The 17,339-nt window shown below is 71.6% G+C and carries 16 protein-coding genes and 1 pseudogene; 6 read left to right on the top strand and 11 right to left on the bottom strand.

The window, feature by feature from the left end; translation table 11 throughout:
• Nucleotides 1-107: 107 nt before the first annotated feature.
• The 5 genes and pseudogenes from AB0G16_RS32505 to AB0G16_RS32485 form a co-directional block, all read right to left on the bottom strand.
• Nucleotides 108-1,532, bottom strand: a pseudogene (locus tag AB0G16_RS32505) (ABC transporter ATP-binding protein); the annotation flags it as partial.
• Nucleotides 1,533-1,609: 77 nt separating this feature from the next.
• On the bottom strand, nucleotides 1,610-2,641 hold the full coding sequence (locus AB0G16_RS32500) for an iron chelate uptake ABC transporter family permease subunit (RefSeq protein ID WP_362813786.1): 1,032 nt from the start codon (nucleotides 2,639-2,641) through the stop codon (nucleotides 1,610-1,612).
• Nucleotides 2,641-3,639: an iron chelate uptake ABC transporter family permease subunit gene (locus tag AB0G16_RS32495; protein ID WP_362813784.1), complete on the bottom strand. Its 999-nt coding sequence runs from the start codon at nucleotides 3,637-3,639 to the stop codon at nucleotides 2,641-2,643. The genes AB0G16_RS32500 and AB0G16_RS32495 overlap by 1 nt, the downstream gene beginning before the upstream one ends.
• A gap of 180 nt (nucleotides 3,640-3,819) precedes the next feature.
• Nucleotides 3,820-5,406: an N-acetylmuramoyl-L-alanine amidase gene (locus AB0G16_RS32490; RefSeq protein ID WP_362813782.1), complete on the bottom strand. Its 1,587-nt coding sequence runs from the start codon at nucleotides 5,404-5,406 to the stop codon at nucleotides 3,820-3,822.
• A gap of 408 nt (nucleotides 5,407-5,814) precedes the next feature.
• Entirely contained in the window at nucleotides 5,815-6,414 is a 600-nt protein-coding gene (locus tag AB0G16_RS32485; protein WP_362813780.1) for a DUF1349 domain-containing protein, read from the bottom strand.
• A gap of 311 nt (nucleotides 6,415-6,725) precedes the next feature.
• Between AB0G16_RS32485 and AB0G16_RS32480 the strand changes: the two genes are divergently transcribed.
• Complete coding sequence (locus AB0G16_RS32480; protein WP_362813778.1) at nucleotides 6,726-7,220, top strand: cupin domain-containing protein; 495 nt, start codon at nucleotides 6,726-6,728, stop codon at nucleotides 7,218-7,220.
• Nucleotides 7,221-7,224: 4 nt separating this feature from the next.
• On the top strand, nucleotides 7,225-7,896 hold the full coding sequence (locus tag AB0G16_RS32475) for a metalloregulator ArsR/SmtB family transcription factor (protein WP_362813776.1): 672 nt from the start codon (nucleotides 7,225-7,227) through the stop codon (nucleotides 7,894-7,896).
• 82 nt (nucleotides 7,897-7,978) lie between these two features.
• Here the strand turns inward: AB0G16_RS32475 and AB0G16_RS32470 are convergent, their stop codons facing one another.
• Both AB0G16_RS32470 and AB0G16_RS32465 read right to left on the bottom strand, forming a co-directional pair.
• Nucleotides 7,979-10,357 carry an SDR family NAD(P)-dependent oxidoreductase gene (locus AB0G16_RS32470; protein WP_362813774.1) on the bottom strand — a complete coding sequence of 793 codons (2,379 nt, stop codon included), beginning with the start codon at nucleotides 10,355-10,357 and terminating at the stop codon, nucleotides 7,979-7,981.
• A gap of 14 nt (nucleotides 10,358-10,371) precedes the next feature.
• On the bottom strand, nucleotides 10,372-11,082 hold the full coding sequence (locus AB0G16_RS32465) for a TetR/AcrR family transcriptional regulator (protein WP_362813772.1): 711 nt from the start codon (nucleotides 11,080-11,082) through the stop codon (nucleotides 10,372-10,374).
• Nucleotides 11,083-11,240: 158 nt separating this feature from the next.
• Here AB0G16_RS32465 and AB0G16_RS32460 point away from each other — a divergent pair, with 158 nt between their 5' ends.
• Together AB0G16_RS32460 and AB0G16_RS32455 are read left to right on the top strand one after the other, a co-directional pair.
• Nucleotides 11,241-11,960, top strand: coding sequence for a maleylpyruvate isomerase family mycothiol-dependent enzyme (locus AB0G16_RS32460; protein ID WP_362813770.1), 720 nt, complete (start codon nucleotides 11,241-11,243; stop codon nucleotides 11,958-11,960).
• A gap of 159 nt (nucleotides 11,961-12,119) precedes the next feature.
• Nucleotides 12,120-13,004: a hypothetical protein gene (locus tag AB0G16_RS32455; protein ID WP_362813767.1), complete on the top strand. Its 885-nt coding sequence runs from the start codon at nucleotides 12,120-12,122 to the stop codon at nucleotides 13,002-13,004.
• A gap of 146 nt (nucleotides 13,005-13,150) precedes the next feature.
• Here the strand turns inward: AB0G16_RS32455 and AB0G16_RS32450 are convergent, their stop codons facing one another.
• The 3 genes from AB0G16_RS32450 to AB0G16_RS32440 all read right to left on the bottom strand — a co-directional run bounded on the left by AB0G16_RS32450 (nucleotide 13,151) and on the right by AB0G16_RS32440 (nucleotide 14,965).
• The gene (locus AB0G16_RS32450) at nucleotides 13,151-13,591 is read right to left on the bottom strand and encodes a hypothetical protein (protein ID WP_362813765.1); all 441 of its coding nucleotides are present in this window, start codon (nucleotides 13,589-13,591) and stop codon (nucleotides 13,151-13,153) included.
• Between the two features lie 169 nt (nucleotides 13,592-13,760).
• Nucleotides 13,761-14,063, bottom strand: coding sequence for a DUF397 domain-containing protein (locus AB0G16_RS32445; RefSeq protein ID WP_362813762.1), 303 nt, complete (start codon nucleotides 14,061-14,063; stop codon nucleotides 13,761-13,763).
• 38 nt (nucleotides 14,064-14,101) lie between these two features.
• On the bottom strand, nucleotides 14,102-14,965 hold the full coding sequence (locus AB0G16_RS32440; RefSeq protein ID WP_362813759.1) for a helix-turn-helix transcriptional regulator: 864 nt from the start codon (nucleotides 14,963-14,965) through the stop codon (nucleotides 14,102-14,104).
• A 216-nt stretch (nucleotides 14,966-15,181) separates the two neighbouring features.
• On the opposite strand from AB0G16_RS32440, the gene AB0G16_RS32435 reads away from it, so the two are divergent.
• Together AB0G16_RS32435 and AB0G16_RS32430 are read left to right on the top strand one after the other, a co-directional pair.
• Nucleotides 15,182-15,475: a hypothetical protein gene (locus AB0G16_RS32435; protein ID WP_362813756.1), complete on the top strand. Its 294-nt coding sequence runs from the start codon at nucleotides 15,182-15,184 to the stop codon at nucleotides 15,473-15,475.
• Nucleotides 15,472-15,891 carry an ATP-binding protein gene (locus AB0G16_RS32430; protein ID WP_362813753.1) on the top strand — a complete coding sequence of 140 codons (420 nt, stop codon included), beginning with the start codon at nucleotides 15,472-15,474 and terminating at the stop codon, nucleotides 15,889-15,891. Before AB0G16_RS32435 ends, AB0G16_RS32430 begins: the two co-directional genes overlap by 4 nt.
• Before the next feature lie 150 nt (nucleotides 15,892-16,041).
• Here AB0G16_RS32430 and AB0G16_RS32425 read toward each other — a convergent pair whose 3' ends face one another.
• Nucleotides 16,042-17,145 (bottom strand): TerC family protein, encoded by a 1,104-nt coding sequence (locus AB0G16_RS32425; RefSeq protein ID WP_362813751.1) that lies wholly within the window; start codon nucleotides 17,143-17,145, stop codon nucleotides 16,042-16,044.
• Nucleotides 17,146-17,339: the final 194 nt, after the last annotated feature.

Here is a 17,339-nt window from a genome sequence, read left to right as displayed (position 1 = left end):
TCCTCCGTGGTGCTGTTCTCCGGGGCGCCGGTTTCGGGGTGGCGCAGGGAGCGCAGCCCCCGGGCGATGTCCTGCTCGGTGACGGCGTCCACGGCCGTGGTCGGGTCGTGCAGCACCAGGACGGCCGGGCGGGCCAGCAGTGCCCTGGCCAGGGCCACCCGCTGGCGCTGGCCGCCCGACAGGCTCGCGCCCCGCTCCACCACCCGGTGTTCCAGGCCGTCGGGATGGGCGGCGACCACGTCGTCGGCGGCCGAAGCCGCCAGGATCTCCGCGAACTCCTCCGGGCTCCGGGGACGGCCGCCCGCGGTCAGGTTGGTGGCGAGGGTGCCTTCGAACAGGTCGGTGTGGTGGGGTTCGACGAGTATCCGGCCGCCGACCCGGACGCTTCCGCCGTACTCGGCGGGGCTCACCCGCCCGGACAGCACCCGCACCAGCGCGTCGGCGTCGGCGGGACGATGGGCCATGACACCGAGGAACTCTCCCGGCCCGGCCACCAGGTCCAGCCCCGCCAGGGTGCCGTAGCGCAGCCCGGACACCTCCAGCCCGACCGGCCCGCCCGCCGCCGGCGACGCCTCCGCGGGCAGCAGCGGGGGAGCGCCGGCCACGCGTGCCACCCGGTCGGCCGAGGCGCGCGCCTCAGCCACCCAGCCGGGCACCATCGTCAGCGTGCTCACGGGTTCCATCAGGAACTGCGCCAGCCCGATCACCGTCAGGAACTCGCCGGCCGAGATCCGGCCGCGCAGCGCGAACCACCCCGCGAGAACCGCGATCCCGCACGCCAGCAGCGCACCGCCCGCGCTGGAGACGGCCGCGTAGATCCCCTGGGTACGAGCGGCGCGCAGCGCGGCCGCCAGCGAGAGCCGGCTGACCCGCGCGTACCGCCGGGAGGCCGCGGCCTCGGCGCCGAGGCCGCGCAGCGGTCGCACGCCGCTGACCAGGTCGGTCGCCAGCGACGCGGCCCGGCCGGCCAGTTCCTGCTGGTCGGCGACGTGCCGGGTGATGTACGGCGTACCGGCGTGCAGCGCCAGCAGCGTCAGGGGGGTGGCGACCAGGACGGCCACGCCGAGCGGCAGGTCGACGAGCAGCAACGTCACGGCGCACACCGCGGCCGCGACAAGCGCCCCGACCGCGCGCGGCAGGTGGTCCAGGAGTTCCGCGGTGGCGTCGGCGTCACCGGAGGAGATCGTCAGCAGCTCGCCCGCGCGCAGGTCGGTGCTCAGCCCACGCCGACCGATGATCTTCGTGGCGAGTTCCAGGCGCAGCAGGTGGGCCTCGTCGGCGATGGCGCGCATGAGGGTCCTGGCGCCGTACCGGTAGGCCATGGTCAGGGCGGTGAAGAGTGCGGCCAGCGCGGCCGACCACCACAGCAGCGATCCGCCGTCGCCCGGCCCGATCGCGCGGTCGACGATCACGCCGATGAGGATCGGCACACTCGCCTCGCACACCTGGTGCAGGCTCAGCAGCAGGGTGCCCGCGCCCAGGCGCCCGCGGTTGCGCCCCAGGGTCCTGCGCAGCACGCCCGCCCCGGTCATGCCCGGCGTGTCCGTCCCGGTCGTGTCCGGCGTGCCCGGTACGCCCGCCCCGGTCGTGTCCGGCGCGTCCGTCCCGGTCACGCGCGTGCCTGCCTGGCCAGCAGCCAGGCGAAGTAGGCTCCGCCCAGGCTCACGGTCACCACCCCCACCGGTAGTTGTGTCGGAGAGAACAGCCGCACCGCCAGGAAGTCGCCGACCAGCAGCAACACCGCGCCGGCGAGGGCGGCGGGGGCCAGGGCGATCCCGGGGGCGCGGGTCAGGCGTGCCGCGATCTGCGGAGCCGCGAGCGCGACGAAGGAGACGGGGCCGGCCGTGGCGGTCGCGACGGCGGTCAGCGCCACCCCCACCGCCAGGTAGGCCAGCCTGGTCGGTTCGCTCCGCACGCCCAGCGAGGTGGCGGCCTCCTCGCCGAGCTCCATGACGCGCAGGCGAGCGCCCAGGGCCAGCAGCAGCAGGCAGAGCACGCCGACGGCGCACAGTACGGGCGGCACCTGCTGCCAGCGCAGGTCGTTCAGGCTGCCCCGGCCCCACAGTGCCGCCGCGTAGGCCGTGCGCAGGTCCACCTTGATGATGAGCCACTGGTTCAGCGAGGCGAGGATCGCGCTGACCCCGATCCCCACGATGATCAGCCGCAGGCCGAGCACCCCGCGCCGGAAGGCCAGCAGGTAGACCGCGGCGGCCGTGATCAGCCCGCCCACCAGCGCGCCCGTGGCGGTCAGCCAGTGGTCGCGGCCCACGAAGGCCATCATGATCAGTACGCCGGTGTAGGCGCCGGTGTCGAAGCCGATCACGTCCGGGCTGCCCAGCGGGTTGCGCAGCAGCGACTGGAAGACCGCGCCGCTCAGGCCGAGCGCGGCCCCCACCAGCAGGGCCAGCAGCACGCGCGGCATCCGCCAGTCCAGGACGATCAGCCGGGCGAACCCGGTCTCCTGGCCGGTCAGCACCCGCACGACCTCGCCGGGGGAGAGGGCGAACTCACCGGTGCCCAGCGCGAGCACCGCCACCACGGCCGCCACCGCGACAAGGGCCGCGCACACCACGGCCGTCCGTACGGCCAGGCGCATCGAGAAGGCGGGCCAGGGGCGCACCACCACGGTCCTGCGCGCCATCACAGAGCTCCGGCCCTGGACCTGCGGACCATCCAGATCAGCAGGGGTGCTCCGACGAACGCGGTGACGATCCCCGCCTGCAACTCGGCGGGCCTGATGACCAGCCGGCCGACGACGTCGGCGACCAGCAGCAGGACGGGGCCGCAGACGAGGGTGAAGGCCAGGATCCAGCGCTGGTCGGTGCCGATCAGCCAGCGGGCCGCGTGCGGGACCATCAGGCCGACGAACCCGATCGGTCCCACGGCGGCCGTGGACGCGCCGGCCAGCAGCATCACCGCCACCAGGGCCAGGGTCCTCGTGGTCGCGACGCTCGCGCCCAGGGAACGGGCCAGGTCGTCGCCCATCGCGACCGCGTTGAGCGACCTGGCCGTCAGCAGCGCCAGCAGCAGGCCGGCGGCGATGAACGGGGTGACGGCCCAGGCGACGTCGAGGCCGCGCCCGCCGAGGGTGCCGACGTCCCAGAACCGGAGGTAGTCGAAGGCCCGGGGGCGTACCAGCCTGATCCCCGCCGACAGGCCCTCCAGCACCGCGCCCAGCGCGACCCCGGCCAGCGTCAGCCGTACGGGGGTCGCGCCGCCCCTGCCCATCGAGCCCAGCGCGTAGACCGCCACCAGCGCGACGGCCACCCCGGCGAAGGCGAACCAGACGTAGGCCCAGATGTCGGTCAGCCCCAGCAGTCCGACCGCGATCACCACGAACAGCGCGGCACCGGCGTTGGCGCCGAGGATCTGCGTGTCGGCCAGCGGGTTGCGCGTCACGGCCTGGATGAGGGCGCCGCACACCCCGAGCGCCACGCCCACCAGGAGGCCGAGGACGGTACGGGGGACGCGCAGGTTGCGGACGAGCGCCTGCTCGTCGGTGTCGGTGAAGTGGAACAGTGCGTCCCAGACGACGTGCGGGCCGATGTTCCGGGTGCCCAGGGCGAGGCTCAGCACGCACGCGACCATCAGCAGCACCAGGCAGACCCAGAGCCAGAGGACACGCCGTGCGGGGGACATGGGGACTCTCTCGTGGCTGCTCTGGAGGGGCGGGGGCGGAGAGCTCGCCTGAAAGAGGTAAGGCTTTCCTAATTAAGGGAAGCCTAATAGGGACAGACCAATTTCGACAAATCGGATGCCATGCATCATTCGTGCCGGGAGGACCGCGCCGGATCCGGGTGATCGGCGACGGGCCGCCGCTCAGAGCCGGGTGAGACGCACGGCGTCGGCGATGACGAGTCCCTTGCCCGAGGTCCACCGGCTGACGCCGACGGCGTCGTACCTCCCGGCCCTGAGGGCGAACGTGCCGATGCTCCGCCAGGCGCCGCCCCCCGCGCGCTGGTCGACGTAGATCGTCCTGCGCCCGGAGGAGGTGGTCACGACGTACGGGGCGGAGCCGTTGTGGCCGGGGGCCGCCGGGTACCAGACCCTGACCTGGTAGGTGCCCGCGGCGGGGACGGCGAAGCGGTACCAGGCGACGTCGCTGCTCCTGACCGGCTTCGCCTGGCGGTGGTCGGGGCCGTGGCGCCCGGTGGAGGAGGCCGAGACGGCCCACTTCGCGCTCGCGCTGAACGCGCCGGAGGTGGAGTTGTCGACGGTGGCCGACCAGGGGGCCGTGCTCCCGGTGACGTAGCGCATGTACCTGGCCCAGTCCCAGTGGGAACCCGGGTCGGTGTGGGTGGCGCCGGGGACCTGGTGGTGCCCGATGATGTGCGCCCGGTCCTTGGGAATGCCGTACCTGTCGCAGACGGCGCGGGTCAGGGCCGCCGAGGCGCGGTACATCGCGTCGGTGAACCAGGAGGCGTCGCTGACGAACCCCTCGTGCTCGATGCCGATGGACCTGGTGTTGTACGACCAGTTCCCCGCGTGCCAGGCGACGTCCTTCTCGCGGACCGTCTGGGTGATGTCGCCGTCGGAGGAGCGGACGACGTAGTGCGCGGAGACCCGGGCGGCGGGATTCTGGAACCAGGAGATCGCGCCGGCGTAGGCCCCCTGCGTGACGTGGACGACGACCCGGTCGATCCTGTGGCTCCCGGGCCTGCCGGCGACGGTCCGGTTGCCGGCGTTGGCGGCCACCCAGTGCGCGCCCGGATGGTCCGGGCTCGCGGGCCCGGGGGCCGTCTCCCGCAGGCCCTCCTGGACGCCGCGGTCGGCCCGCACCTCGGTGGCGGGGACGGTGAGGACCTCCCCGCCCGCGACGGTGGCGCGCACGCCCTCGCCGAGGAGGTCGTAGACGGTGTCGGCGTACAGCCTGGCCGTCTCCGGGCCGGAGGTGTTGCCGTACCCGGCCACGGCCCGGTACCACCGCCCGGGGTCCTTCCTGGCGGTGGCGTCGAGGCCGAGGGTGTCGGCATGGGAACGCAGCACGGCGGCGCCCCCGAGGATGTTGGCCGCGTCGTCGTGGCGCAGCGTCGCCGCCGGCCGTCCGGTCAGCTCGGCCGCGCGCTCCAGAGCGCGCGTCGTGGGGTTGCTGACCAGGTGCATGACCCCGTACCCGCCGCTCGCGCTCGGCTCGCCGTCGTGACCGTCGAGGTGCGTCTCGGCGTACGCGAGCGCCACGAGCAGGTCGCGCGGCACGTCGTACGCGGCGGCGGCACGGGCGAAGGCGTCCGCCAGGGGACCGGCCGTCCGGGAACCCTCCGTCCGGGAACCCTCCGCCTGGGAACCCGCCGCCTGGGAACCCGCCTGGGCGTTCGCGGTCTGGGCGGGCGTGAGGAGCAGGACGGTGAGAGCGGCGGACAGGACGGCGGCTGACCGGCGGTGCGAGCGCGGCCGGGCGTTCTGCACGGAGCCTCCTCGGAAATCGAGATCGGGAATCGAGGCCGGTGTTCCCAGGTCAGAGGCTCGGAAGGGCCTGGAACCCGGTGGTGAGGGGTCGGGGACGGGATTCGGGTCCGTCCGGACACCGGCTGATTCGGCACCGTAAAGCAGAATCGCAATAAATGTAAACGATTAACACTTCTTTGTTTGTTTGGGCTAATTCCTTAAATTGATCTGATAGGTCGGCATATGTGCAGGTGGGAGAGGGAGGAAGCGGTGCTCACGATCGATCTTGGGGTCACCGTTCGCCGCCGCGGACGCGACGGGTGACGCGTCCCCCTGGACGGCGAGACGCGGGCCGGGCGGGCGCGACGCGAACTCCCGGCCGGTCCCGCCCGCGGGCGGTCCCGGGAGCTCCCGCCGCCCGTGAGCGTGTCAGACGCCGTTGCGCAGGTCCGCGAGGCGTTCCGGCGAATGGCGGACGTCCTCGAAGCGGACGGCGCAGCCCTGGCCCGTGGGCGACTGCGCCAGGAAGCCGACCTCGGGGTCGCCGTCGAGCGTGAAGTACCTGATCAGGTGCCAGAAGCCCGTGCCCGTGGAGACGTGGAAGGCGAAGGCGGAGCCGATCCGCGAGATCCGCAGCCTGATGTCGTCTCCCTCCAGGGTCAGGGAGTTGCAGTCGTCGGACACCCCCCGGGTCACCACGGAGACGATCGTGGGCCTGCCCTGCGGGGACATCTCCAGGCAGAACTTCGCCCAGGTGTGCTCGTCGGCGTGCAGCAGGAGGACCCCGGCGTCGTAGGTGGACAGCAGATCGACCCCGACGCGGGCGCTCAGGGTGAAATCCCCCTCCAGTCGCCCGACCAGCGCGGGGGCGTTGGCGAAGCGGTCGGGGCCGCCGGGGTCGGTGAACAGGTCGGTGCCGGGGCCCGCCTCGACGGTCAGGGCGCCGTCGCCGTCGACACTCCATCCGGCGGGCCGGTTCAGCCAGCGCAGTGGCGCGGGGAAGGCGGGCAGGGTGACCGTCTCGGACATGTGGCTCTCCCTCTTCACGGTGGGCCGGGAACGCTCTTCGCGGCAGGCCGGGAACGCCCGCACGGTGGGTCGGTGACGCTCTCCGCGGCCGGGACGCTCTCCGCGGCCGGCCGGGGACGATCGGGTGGTCGTACGACGGCCCGTCGGGCGGATCCCGGGCCGGGAGGTGATCTTCTCTGGGATGCGACGTTACCGCTCCCGGGAGAAGGGGGGAACAGGCCCGGCGAATCCATCCTCTCCGGGTCTTCTTCCTGCTCTTCGTTTATTCTATAGTTCTTTGGAATAAAGGCTGAGAAGAGAGCGAGGGTGCGATGTCATACCCGGAGGCGCGTTACGTGGGCGAGGCGGGCGAGAGCAGCGGGGTCTTCCGGCCCGCGGGCACCGAGCCCGACCTGACGATGGGCGGGAGCGGGACGCGGGTGCACTACCTGGGCACCGGCGCGTCGACGGACGGGCAGTTCGGCCTCTACCGCTGGGACATGGGAGGGAAGCCGACCGGTCCGGCACCCCACTTCCACAGGACGATCTCCGAGTCCTTCTTCGTCCTGTCCGGGACGGTCCGCCTGTTCGACGGGGAGCGCACGGTCGACGCGACGGCGGGGGACTTCCTCCACGTCCCGCAGGGCGGCATCCACAGCTTCGCCAACACCTCCGGCGAACCGGCCTCCATGCTCATCCTCTTCACCCCCGGGGCGCCCCGCGAGGCGTACTTCGAGGAGCTCGCCGAGATCTCCGCCGGCGGGCGGACCCTGACCGACGACGAGTGGACGGAGCTCTACCTCCGCCACGACCAGTACATGGTCTGACGTCGTGGCGGAGTTCCCCGAGGAACCGATCTACCGGCAGCTCGCGCGCATCGGCAGGACGCTGGCCAGTCCCGTGCGGCTGAGGCTCCTCGACGTGCTCGACCAGGGCGAGCGCACCGTCGAGCAGCTCTCCGACGAGGCGGACGTCCCGCTGAAGAACACCTCGGCCCAGCTGCAGCAGCTCCGCGCCGCCCACCTGGTGACGAGCCGCAGGGACGGTACGCGCGTCTACTACCGGCTGGCCGACGAACGGGTCTCCCGGTTCCTGGGCGAGCTGCAGGACTTCGCCGGGGACAGGCTCGCGGACCTGCGGGAGGCCGTCTCCACGCACCTCGGCGATCCCGCGACGCTGGAGCCGGTGACCGCCGAGGAACTGGCCCTGCGCCTGGCCGGCCCCGGCGTCGTGGTCGTCGACGTGCGCTCCGCCGCCGCCCATGCCCGCGGTCACGTGCCGGGGGCGGTCTCGGTCCCGGTGGCCGAGCTGCGGGACCGGCTCGGCGAGCTGCCCCGGGACGCCGAGATCGTGGCCTACTGCGGCGGGCCCTACTGCGTGGTCTCCCCGCGGGCCGTGCGGCTGTTGCGCGACCACGGCCTGCGGGCGCGCCCGCTGGAGGGCGGGATCACCCGCTGGCGGCGTGCGGGGAACCGGCTGGAGGAGGGACCCGCGACGGGGTGACCCGGGGCACGCGCCGGGCGTCGCGGTGCGTCGCGGTGCGTCGCGGTGCGTCGTCAAGCCTCCTGCGGCTTCGCGGGCCCTTCTACGACCGGTGCCTGCGGACCATGCCCGCGGCCAGGGGCGCGTCCGCGAAGTCCCCGGCCGCGATCCGGGCCGCGACGGTGCGGCGCACGAGCCGGTCGGCCAGGGACGGCACGTGCCTGCCGACCATCATCTCGACGCGTCCACGGGTGGTGGTCGCCACGTCCCGGGGAGCGCGGCGGGCGGTGACGGCGCGGACGATCGCGTCGACCACGCCCTCGACGGGCTCCGGCCTGGAGACCGCGTCCAGGGACAGCCCGGCCCGCCTGGTGCTGTCGTGGATCGGGCTGCGGACCATGCTCGGGTAGACCGTCGTCACGCCGACGTGCGTGCCGACCTCCAGGCGGAGCGCGTCGGCGTAGGCCGCCAGTGCCCGCTTGGAGACGCCGTACGCCGCCGCCAGCGGCAGCGGCAGGACCGCCATCCGCGAGGCGATGAAGACCACCCGCCCGCGGGCGCGTACGAGATGGGGCATGGCGGCGGCCGTCACCCGCCAGGCGCCGAGCAGGTTCAGCCGCAGCTGCGCCTCGGCCTCCTCGCCGGGGGCGAGCTCGGCGGGCGCGGGCCCGCCCCGGCCCGCGTTGTTCACCAGCAGGTCGATTCCGCCCAGCAGCGCCACCGCCTCGGCCACGGCCGCGTCGACGGACGCGGCGGAGGTGATGTCGCACGCGATGATCGGGACGCCGGGGTCACCGCCGGAGCCGCCGGAGCCGGCGGGAACACCGGAGCCGGCCGGGTCGCCGGAGCCGGCGGGCGTGGCGGGGGCGGCAGGCGTGACGGGAACGGCGGGGGCGGCGATGTCCAGGCCGACCACGCGCGCTCCCCGGGCGGTGAACCGGGCGCTCATGGTCCTTCCGAAGGTCCCGGCGGCGCCGGTGACGACGATCCGGCGGCCGGCGAGCGCGCGGGACGGGGAGGGGCGCAGCTCGCGCCGCATGACGCGGAGGTAGCCGTCGACGTCGATCCGCATGTGGGGCCTGCGCTCCCCCCAGCGGGCGCGGGCGGCGGCGAGCTCGGCGGAGGCGATCCTCCGCGCGGTCCGAGGATCTGGCAGGCGGTGGGTCCCGGCGCGTACGGCGGCCACGAGACGCCCCTGGACCTCGACGACGGGCAGCGCCGAACCGGTCGACTGCATCAGCCCGACGTAGCTGATCGAGGCGTCGCCGACGGGGAAGACGTGGCGGTACAGCAGGAGGGACGACGGGTCGGGCACCAGCGCCGGGTCGAGGAACGGCGTCACGGCCCGGTAGCCGGTGCACCAGACGATGTGGTCGACCTCGTCGGACCGGCCGTCGGTGAAGTGGACCCGGGAGCCGTCCAGGCGGGCGATGCCGGGACGCGCGAGGATCTCACCCCGCGCCACCAGCGCGGGGACCGCGTCGCTCAGGGTCGGGTGGTCCTGGAGCACGCCCCGGACGGGGGCGGGCAGGCGCGGCCCGGCATGCCGGGGACCGGCCACCCTGAGCACCGCCTGGGAGACCACCTGCCGCACCCGCCAGGGCAGCAGGGCGGCGAGGGCGCCGTTGAGCTGGTCGGAGGGACGGCCGAGCAGCCGCTTCGGCAGCACCCAGACGCCCCGCCGGGCCGACAGCAGCACGGCGGAGGCGTGCCCGGCCAGATCGGCGGCGATGTCCACCGCGGAGTTGCCGGTGCCCACGACGAGCACCCGCCTGCCGGCCAGCCCGGCGGGGCCGACGTAGTCGTGCGCGTGCGACTCGGTGCCGGTGAACGTCCCCGGGTACGGGGGGTCGGGCAGGCGGGGCTCGTGGTTGTGCCCGTTGGCCACCACCAGGTGCTCCACCGTCTCGCGGTACGGCCCGCCGGGGCCGGTCAGCTTCAGTTCCCAGCCGTCGCCCGCGCGCCTGGCCGACTCCAGGACGGTGCCGAACCGGAACCGCTCGCCGACGCCGAAGTGGTCGGCGTACGAGCGCAGGTACTCAAGCATCTGGGCGCGGTCGGGGTAGTCGGGCCAGTCCGGCGGCATGGGGAAGTCGGAGAACTCGGTACGCGGCCTGCTGGTGTTGAGGCGGAGGCTCTCGTAGGAGGCGGTGCCGGGCTCCAGCCGCCACAGGCCGCCGAGGGAATCGGCGCGCTCGATGCCGAAGACGGGCACGCCCGCCTCGACGAGGGCCTTGACGGCGGCGATGCCCGCCGCCCCGCCCCCAACCACGGCCGTCGTCCCCGCGGTCGTCGTCCGTTCGGCCGTCACCCCTGCGGCCGCCGTCTCCTCGGGGGTCACCCGCTTGCCTGTCACCCCCACGGTCGGCACCTCCGCGGCCGTCACCCCCGTGGGCGTCGTCTCCCGGTCGGGCGGCGCGCCTTCGGCGGTCATGCCCGCGTCCTGTTCCGTCGAGCCCATCCGCTGCCTCCCATATTCCATCGCTTGATGGAATATTAGCCGCCGGAGGCGCCCGCGCCAGGGGACGCGTAGAGCCGGTCGACGAAACGGTGGGCGTAGGCGCGGAACTCCCGCCGCTCGCGGTCCGCCGTGACCGCGTCGCCCCCCCGGGCGCTCAGGGCGGTCACGTGGCCGTGGGCGGCCCAGACCAGGCTGCGCACGGTGATGTGCGGGGTCGGCTCGACGACGAGGCCCCGGGTGGCCGCCTCCAGCAGGGCCCGCTCGATCTCGCCGTAGATCGGCAGCGAGTACGCCTCGTCCAGGGACAGATGCAGGGTGGGGTCCAGCCAGCGCCGCAGCCACAGGAACGTGGTCTGCGGGTACTCGTCGAGGAAGTCGACGAACGCGTCCACCAGATCGTGCGCGGCCCCGACCACGTCGCCCGGCGGCTCGGAGCGCACCGCGGCCAGGAGGGCGCGCACCGGCGGCGTGAGCGTCGCCTGCTCCCGTTCGAAGACGCGGGCGAAGCAGGCGTCGTACAGCGACGCCTTGGAGGGGAAGTGGTGGTGCACGCTGGAGACGTCGATCCCGACCCGGGCGGCGATGTCGCGCATGGAGACGCCGTCGGCGCCGTGCCGGGCGAAGAGCGCGGTGGCCTCGGCCAGGACGCGGTCGCGGGTGGACGGCGCCGCGTCGTCCCTGGGCGGCCGTCCCCGGCGGCGTGTCCGGGGCGCGGGGGCCTCTCCTGCTTCCTCGCTCTCGCTCATGTCCGACAGTCTGCCAGGGGCGCCGTCGGCCATAATCCATCCTCGACGGGATTGGGCGGAGGGGCGGACCGCCGTGCTCCCGGGTCCGCGTACGGGGGATGGCGCGTTCCGGGGCCGCGCCGGGGGGATACCGTGCGTTCCCGGGGTACTGCCGGGACATGACGACACGACCCGAGGACTCCCTGGCGGATCTCGATCCGTTCGACATCTTCGACGCCGAGGCGGCCCGCCTCGACCGTTACTTCTCCGGACTGGACGAGGAGGGCTGGCGGCGTCCCTCGCGGGCGGAGGGCTGGTCCGTCCGCGACGTGCTCGCGCACCTGGCGGGGGAGGAGCTGTACAACCACGCCTGCCTGGACGGCGACCTCGACGGGTTCACCGCGACGCTCCGGCGCGAGGGCGTGGGCGAGGGTTTCGACGGTTTCAACGAGTGGTGCGTGGCGCGGCGCAGGGACCTGCCGGTGCACGAGGTGCTCCAGGAGTGGCGGCGCGAGAACGGCGACACCCGCGCGCGGATGCGCGCGCTCGGCCGCGACGCCTCGCTGCGGACCCTCGCGGGCCCGTACCCGGTGGGGTCGCAGACCTTTCACTACGACTCGGAGTACGCCACCCACGCCGACGACGTGGGCGCGCCCGTCACACCGGACGAGGCCGACCGGCGCTTTCACTGGCGGGCCAGGGTGGGGCTCTTCGCGCTGGCGGAGAAGGAGGACTCCGAGGTCCACGCCGAACTCGCCGGGGAAAGGGTGGTGGTGCGCGCGTACGGGACGACCGAGGAGCTTCCCCTGCCGGTGTTCGTGGAGGCGACGGTCGGCCGGCTGCCCGGCGACCACCCGATGGACCCCAGGCTCAGGGACGCCCTGCGCTGCCTGGCCTGAACCGGCGCGGGCCGGGTGCACCAACGTCCAGCGCCCCCCAGTGCCGCACGGCACCTTCCGGGGCGGTCGTCACCCGGCTCGTCACCCGTGCATCGCCCTCCGGCTAACGGGCCTGGCGGGGGTGAGCTTCGGGGCGGCGGGATGCGGGAGTCTGTGCCTGTGGCGATCAACTGGTCCCGGCCGGAGATCCTCGAAGCGGTCAGGGCTTGCCTGATACGCGCGGACCCCGTGACGGACGGATTCTCCCTCGTCGATGTCGTGGCGGAGCCCGACGGCATGTTGGTGATCTTCCGCTGGAGGCGTGATCCGAACGTGTACGCCGTCGAGGTGGCGTTCCCGACGGCGCCGGAGAGCTCATGGACCGGCCTGCCGGTGACCTCGGCGTACGAGTGGGCCGCGGACGCCGTATCCCGGCTCGCGGAGGAACTCGCGACCGGGCTGGTTCGTCGAGCCCGCCGGGTGAGCCGGGGCGGGTACGTCGTGCTGGATCCCCGTGGTGCCCCGGACGTCTGCCCCGCCGGGTTTTTCATCAGTTCGGTCCCGCTCGCCGAGAGTATGCCCGTCCCCGTGCGGCCGAGGGGCTTCTGGAGAAGGGCCTACTTCACTTTCGGTCCGGGATCGCCGCCGGTATCGGCTCCCCTGCCCGCGTCCAAGGCCGGCTCCTGGTTGGCCAAGGCGGGGATGGACGTCACCGTTCCCCGACGTCTGATCGTGGAGGCACGGCTGGTCTGCTGGCTTCAGGCCTACGTCGACAACGCCCGCGGGAGACCTTTCGTCGGCCACGCGGTCGCGTCCTGGGAGGACGAGCGGCACACCACGGCCCGTCTCGACCTGGTGCACATCCGGCCCGGTGTCCCGAAGGGGGTGCGCGACGCGCTGGTACGCCTCGCGGTCCGCGAGGCGGCCGAGGCCGGTGCCCTGTGCGTGATCACCGCGATCGACGATCCCGAGCTCCACGAGCCAGGGTTCCGGCCCGCGAGCGGTGGTGGACTCACGCTCAGTACCGGTGGTGGATCGGCCGCTCGCCCCGAAGAGACGCAGTGAACGCACCCGTCCGGTCGAGTTCGACGTTCCGAGCAAAGGCAAGGCGATCATTCACCTGGAAGCCGCCTCGGTCGCCGGTAGTCGCGTGAGTGTTCCGAGCGCTTTCAGGTGGCCTGGGGACGCCCGTCTGCGATCGTGACGCCGACCTAGCGCTGTACCTCGACGGTCGTCCTGATCGGTTCCGAGGTGACCCCGCCGGCTCGGGCGACGATCTCGACGTCCCACTTCCCCGAGTTGAAAAAATCAGCCGTGTCCTTCATCACGTGACATGAGATCAGCGTGTAAGGACTGTCGAAGGGCTCTTCTTCGCCGAAGGGCCCGGAGGCGCTTACGGTCGGGTAGGCGGTGCGGGTGAACGTCACATCGCAAACACCGGTTCTCCCGCCGTGAACGTCGGCACTGACGACCACTTTGGAACCACTCTGGTGGGCGCGGATCAATCTCATCCGCAGTCCGGTGCCGGACGGTATCGGGGTGTTCTTGACGATCGTATGGATTCCGGCCGGCGGAGCCTGAGGTGGAGAGCAGGCGGCGAGGAGCCCACCTAGCAGGAGGACGGTCGACAGCTTCACGTCTTCCTCACGCACGGAGACAGCACCTGGTTTACCTCTCCACCAAGATTGAATCCCCGGAGGTGGACCGGTTCAGAGGAAGTGGAAATTCTGCCGGCCCCCGCGAAGGTTCCGCCTGCTGCCGCGCGGCAGTGAAATGTCAGGCCCGGTGCATCAACCCAGGAGCCGACGTAACCGGCTCGTGTCACGTCTCGTGACGCTCATCCAGGATGTCGAAGCCGTCACTCTTGATGCTGTCGATGAAGGCACCCCACTCGGCGGAGGTGAAGGTCAGCACGGGGCCATCAGGATCTTTGGAGTCTCGCATCAGAACGAGCAGGTCAACGGCCGTGCTGAACTCGACTTGAGGGTTATGGGCGAGGGCAATCTCAGTACAATTCTGTCCATTACCACTTAACGAGCTCTTGCGCCAGACGCCGATTTCGACACAATTAGGCCCGTCGCCACTGCGGCTGCTCTTGCGCCACGAAACGCGGGACGTGTCCAACGTAGATCCCTGCACTTTCTGGTCGGAAACATAACCCTTCAAGAAGGTCGGTCAGCCATCTGTGAGATCAGCGCCCTCGACTGGTCAGGACTGAGCGCTGCAGCTCGTAGATGATCAAACGCAAGCGTGTACCTGTACATTTCAACATCGCTCTCCACATACAAGATACTCGTCATGCTCTCGACATACGTGACATCAGGGTCATGTGGTTCCCGGAACTCTAAAATGGCGAAAGTTCCGGCAGTCGCAGGGTGAGCGCCTGTAACAGAAGGAAGCACCTGAATTGTGATGTTGTCGCAGGTGGCGAACTCCAGAAGCCTGGCGTACTGCTCACGCATGATCGCCGTTGAACCGACACGGCGGGTGAGAGCAGCTTCGTCGATCACAGTCCAGAACCGCACCGGACCGTCGTCCCGTAGCAAGAGATTTTGGCGAGTCATGCGCACTTCGACGCGGCGCTCGACCTCTGCGGGCGGAGACAACCCCATGAGGGCTGAGCGGATGACCTCCCTGGCATAGTTCTCGGTCTGGAGCAGCCCGTGAACGAGGATGCAGTCGAAGCTTCGGATGAACGCGGCGTCCGCTTCGAGCTGGATGTATGTCGCGTAGTCGCTGGGCAGAGAGTCGGTGTAAGCGTCCCACCACCCCTTCATGCGGGCCGTTCTCGCCAGGGCATGCAGAGCGGACCGCTTGCTCGCATCGAGTTCGTACAGGTCGAGCAGGCGAGTGAGATCCGGAGACGTGATCCCGACGCGGGCGGTCTCGATCCGCGAGAGCTTCGCGGTCGACCAGCCAACGCGCTGAGCGGCCTCTTCGATGGTCAACGCCGCGCGTTCACGCAATCTGCGTAGTTCACCGGCCAGCCTGCGCCGTCGAACGGTGGGGCCTCGCCCTGCTGCCATAGCAACCTCCCAAATCAGCTACCGACAGTGTGCACTCATCTGCGATCCGTGACAGCAGAATCGAGCAGTCGAAAAATCGGTAACTTTGCAGAACCGATTGATAACTCAGAGTGCACGCTGGACTATCTGACTGTGTTGCAAGGCGAGGTGTCAGCGAAGCCCGCGACACATGGCGCCACGTGATCCACAGGACACAACAGGAAGGGCGGGCGAGGAATGAGGGTTCATGATCTTCAAGGGTGGGGTGGTGAGTTGCTGGAGCTGGCCTGGGAGTTGAACGATCTCGGGTTCGACTCCGTGGTCAGGCTCCCCCCGGACCGGCGGCCGAGCATGGAGATCTTCGTACCGCCGGACCGGCCGAGGGTTACCACGGCCCAATGGGGCCGCACATCGGTGTTCGCCTGGGAGCGGCGACGAGACCTGCGCGACCGTAACCAAAAGAGCGGGGAACGGCGGGCGCGCGGCAGGATGCGGGAGGCGGCCGAGCGGCTGGTCGAGGTGACGCGGTGAAAGCCCTCGGGCTGCTGGGCCAGATCGAGGTGCCCGCGCAGATCGCCGCCGTCCCCCGCGCCCGCCGCTATGTCCGCGACCTGCTCAAAGGACTCGATCACCCGCACACCGACGACGCCCTGCTCCTGCTCACCGAGCTCGTCACCAACTCCGTACGCCACTCCGACTCCGGCCGCTGCCCCGGCGGACGGATCACCATCGCCGTTGCCCATTACGATGGAACGCTCCACATCGACGTGATCGACGCCGGTTCAACCGCTGGGCACCACCCTCTGGTCCGCGCGGACGTGACCACCGACAGCGGCGGAGGACGCGGGCTCTGGCTGGTGCGGGAGTTGTCATCGGCCTGGGGCTGGTACGAGATCCTCACCGGACGCGTCGTCTGGTTCCAGCTGGGCGAAGGCTCACCCCTGTGATCCACTGAGAGCGCCGCCCCCGCTGCCTGGCCCCGCACGTCCTTCCCGCGCGACCCCGTCACGAGTCACTGACCTGGCATCCCGTACTCTTCGCGGCACCGAGCGCGCCGGTTCAAGCCGCCGATCGGCATGCACGAGGACGTACGCCGTTCACCTGCCGTCATCCCGGCGGGCGCCGCCGTCCCCGCCGGACCCCTCCTTGCCCTCCGGGGCCTCGTCGTCGTCCCGGTCGCGTTCCCGTGCCGGGGCGTCGTCCCGGCTTCCGTCCCTGCGGCGCAGCCGGTGCAGGGTGCCCGCGTGCGCGCGTTCCTCGGGGTGGGCGCGCACCCGGCGCATGCTGGCGACGACGGTGACCAGCAGCACCAGGAAGATCACCCCCAGCGAGAGCGGGGTGGAGACCTCGGGGAAGGACTTCGAGACGTCCTCGTGCAGGAACGACAGGATGAGCTTGAGCCCGATGAAGCCGAGGATGACGGCCAGGCCGATCGACAGGTAGACCAGCCGCTCCAGCAGGCCCTCGATCAGGAAGTACAGGGCGCGCAGCCCCAGCAGCGCGAAGGCGTTCGCGGAGAAGACGATGAGCGGGTGGCTGGTGACGCCGAAGACCGCCGGGATGGAGTCGAGCGCGAACAACAGGTCGGTGCTGCCGATGGCGATGAAGACCACGAACAGCGGCGTGACCATCCGCCTGCCGTTCTCGTGGGTGACGAGCTTGCCGCCGTGCAGCCCCTCGGTGACCGGGAGCACCTTGTTCGCGCCGTTGATCAGCGGGTTGTTCTCGACGTCGGGGTCCTCGTTGCGGTGCCGGACGAGCTGGATCGCCGTCCAGATCAGCAGCAGGCCGAAGATCAGGAACGTGGGGGAGAAGAGGGTGATGGCGGCGGCGCCGACCGCGATGAGGATGGCGCGCAGCACCAGGGCGGTGGCGATGCCGAACAGCAGCACCTTCTGCTGGTGCTCCGGCGGCACGGAGAACCGCGCCATGATGATCACGAAGACGAAGAGGTTGTCGACGGAGAGGCTCTTCTCCACCATCCAGCCGGCGAAGTACTCGGTGGCGAGCGTGGCCCCGGCCAGCCACCACAGGACCAGGCCGAAGGCGATGGCCACGCCGATGTAGAAGACCGTCCACGCGGTGGCCTCGCGCAGGCCCACGGCGTGCGGTCGGCGCGCCGCCACCACGAAGTCGATCGCGAGCAGCACCACCACCAGGCCGATGACCGCGATCCACATGCCCAACGAGTCGATCGCCATCCGTGTCCCCTCATACCGGCCTAGATCACACTCGCCTTACCCGAGGTGAGAGTGTCCACACCATGGCGATACGTCCCGCCGCCGCCCCCGGGGGGGGGGGGGGGGCCGGCGGCGGGGGGGGGGGGGCCCCCGGCCCCCCGGCCCCCCCCCCGCGGCGGCTGGTACCAAAGGGCCGGGGCCCCGCCGCGGGGCCG

Origin of the sequence: Streptosporangium sp. NPDC023615, from assembly GCF_040640155.1 — a bacterium.
Taxonomy (GTDB): Bacteria; Actinomycetota; Actinomycetes; order Streptosporangiales; family Streptosporangiaceae; genus Streptosporangium.
Note: the sequence above shows the minus strand (reverse complement) of the source record. Positions and strands in the feature narration are given on the sequence as shown.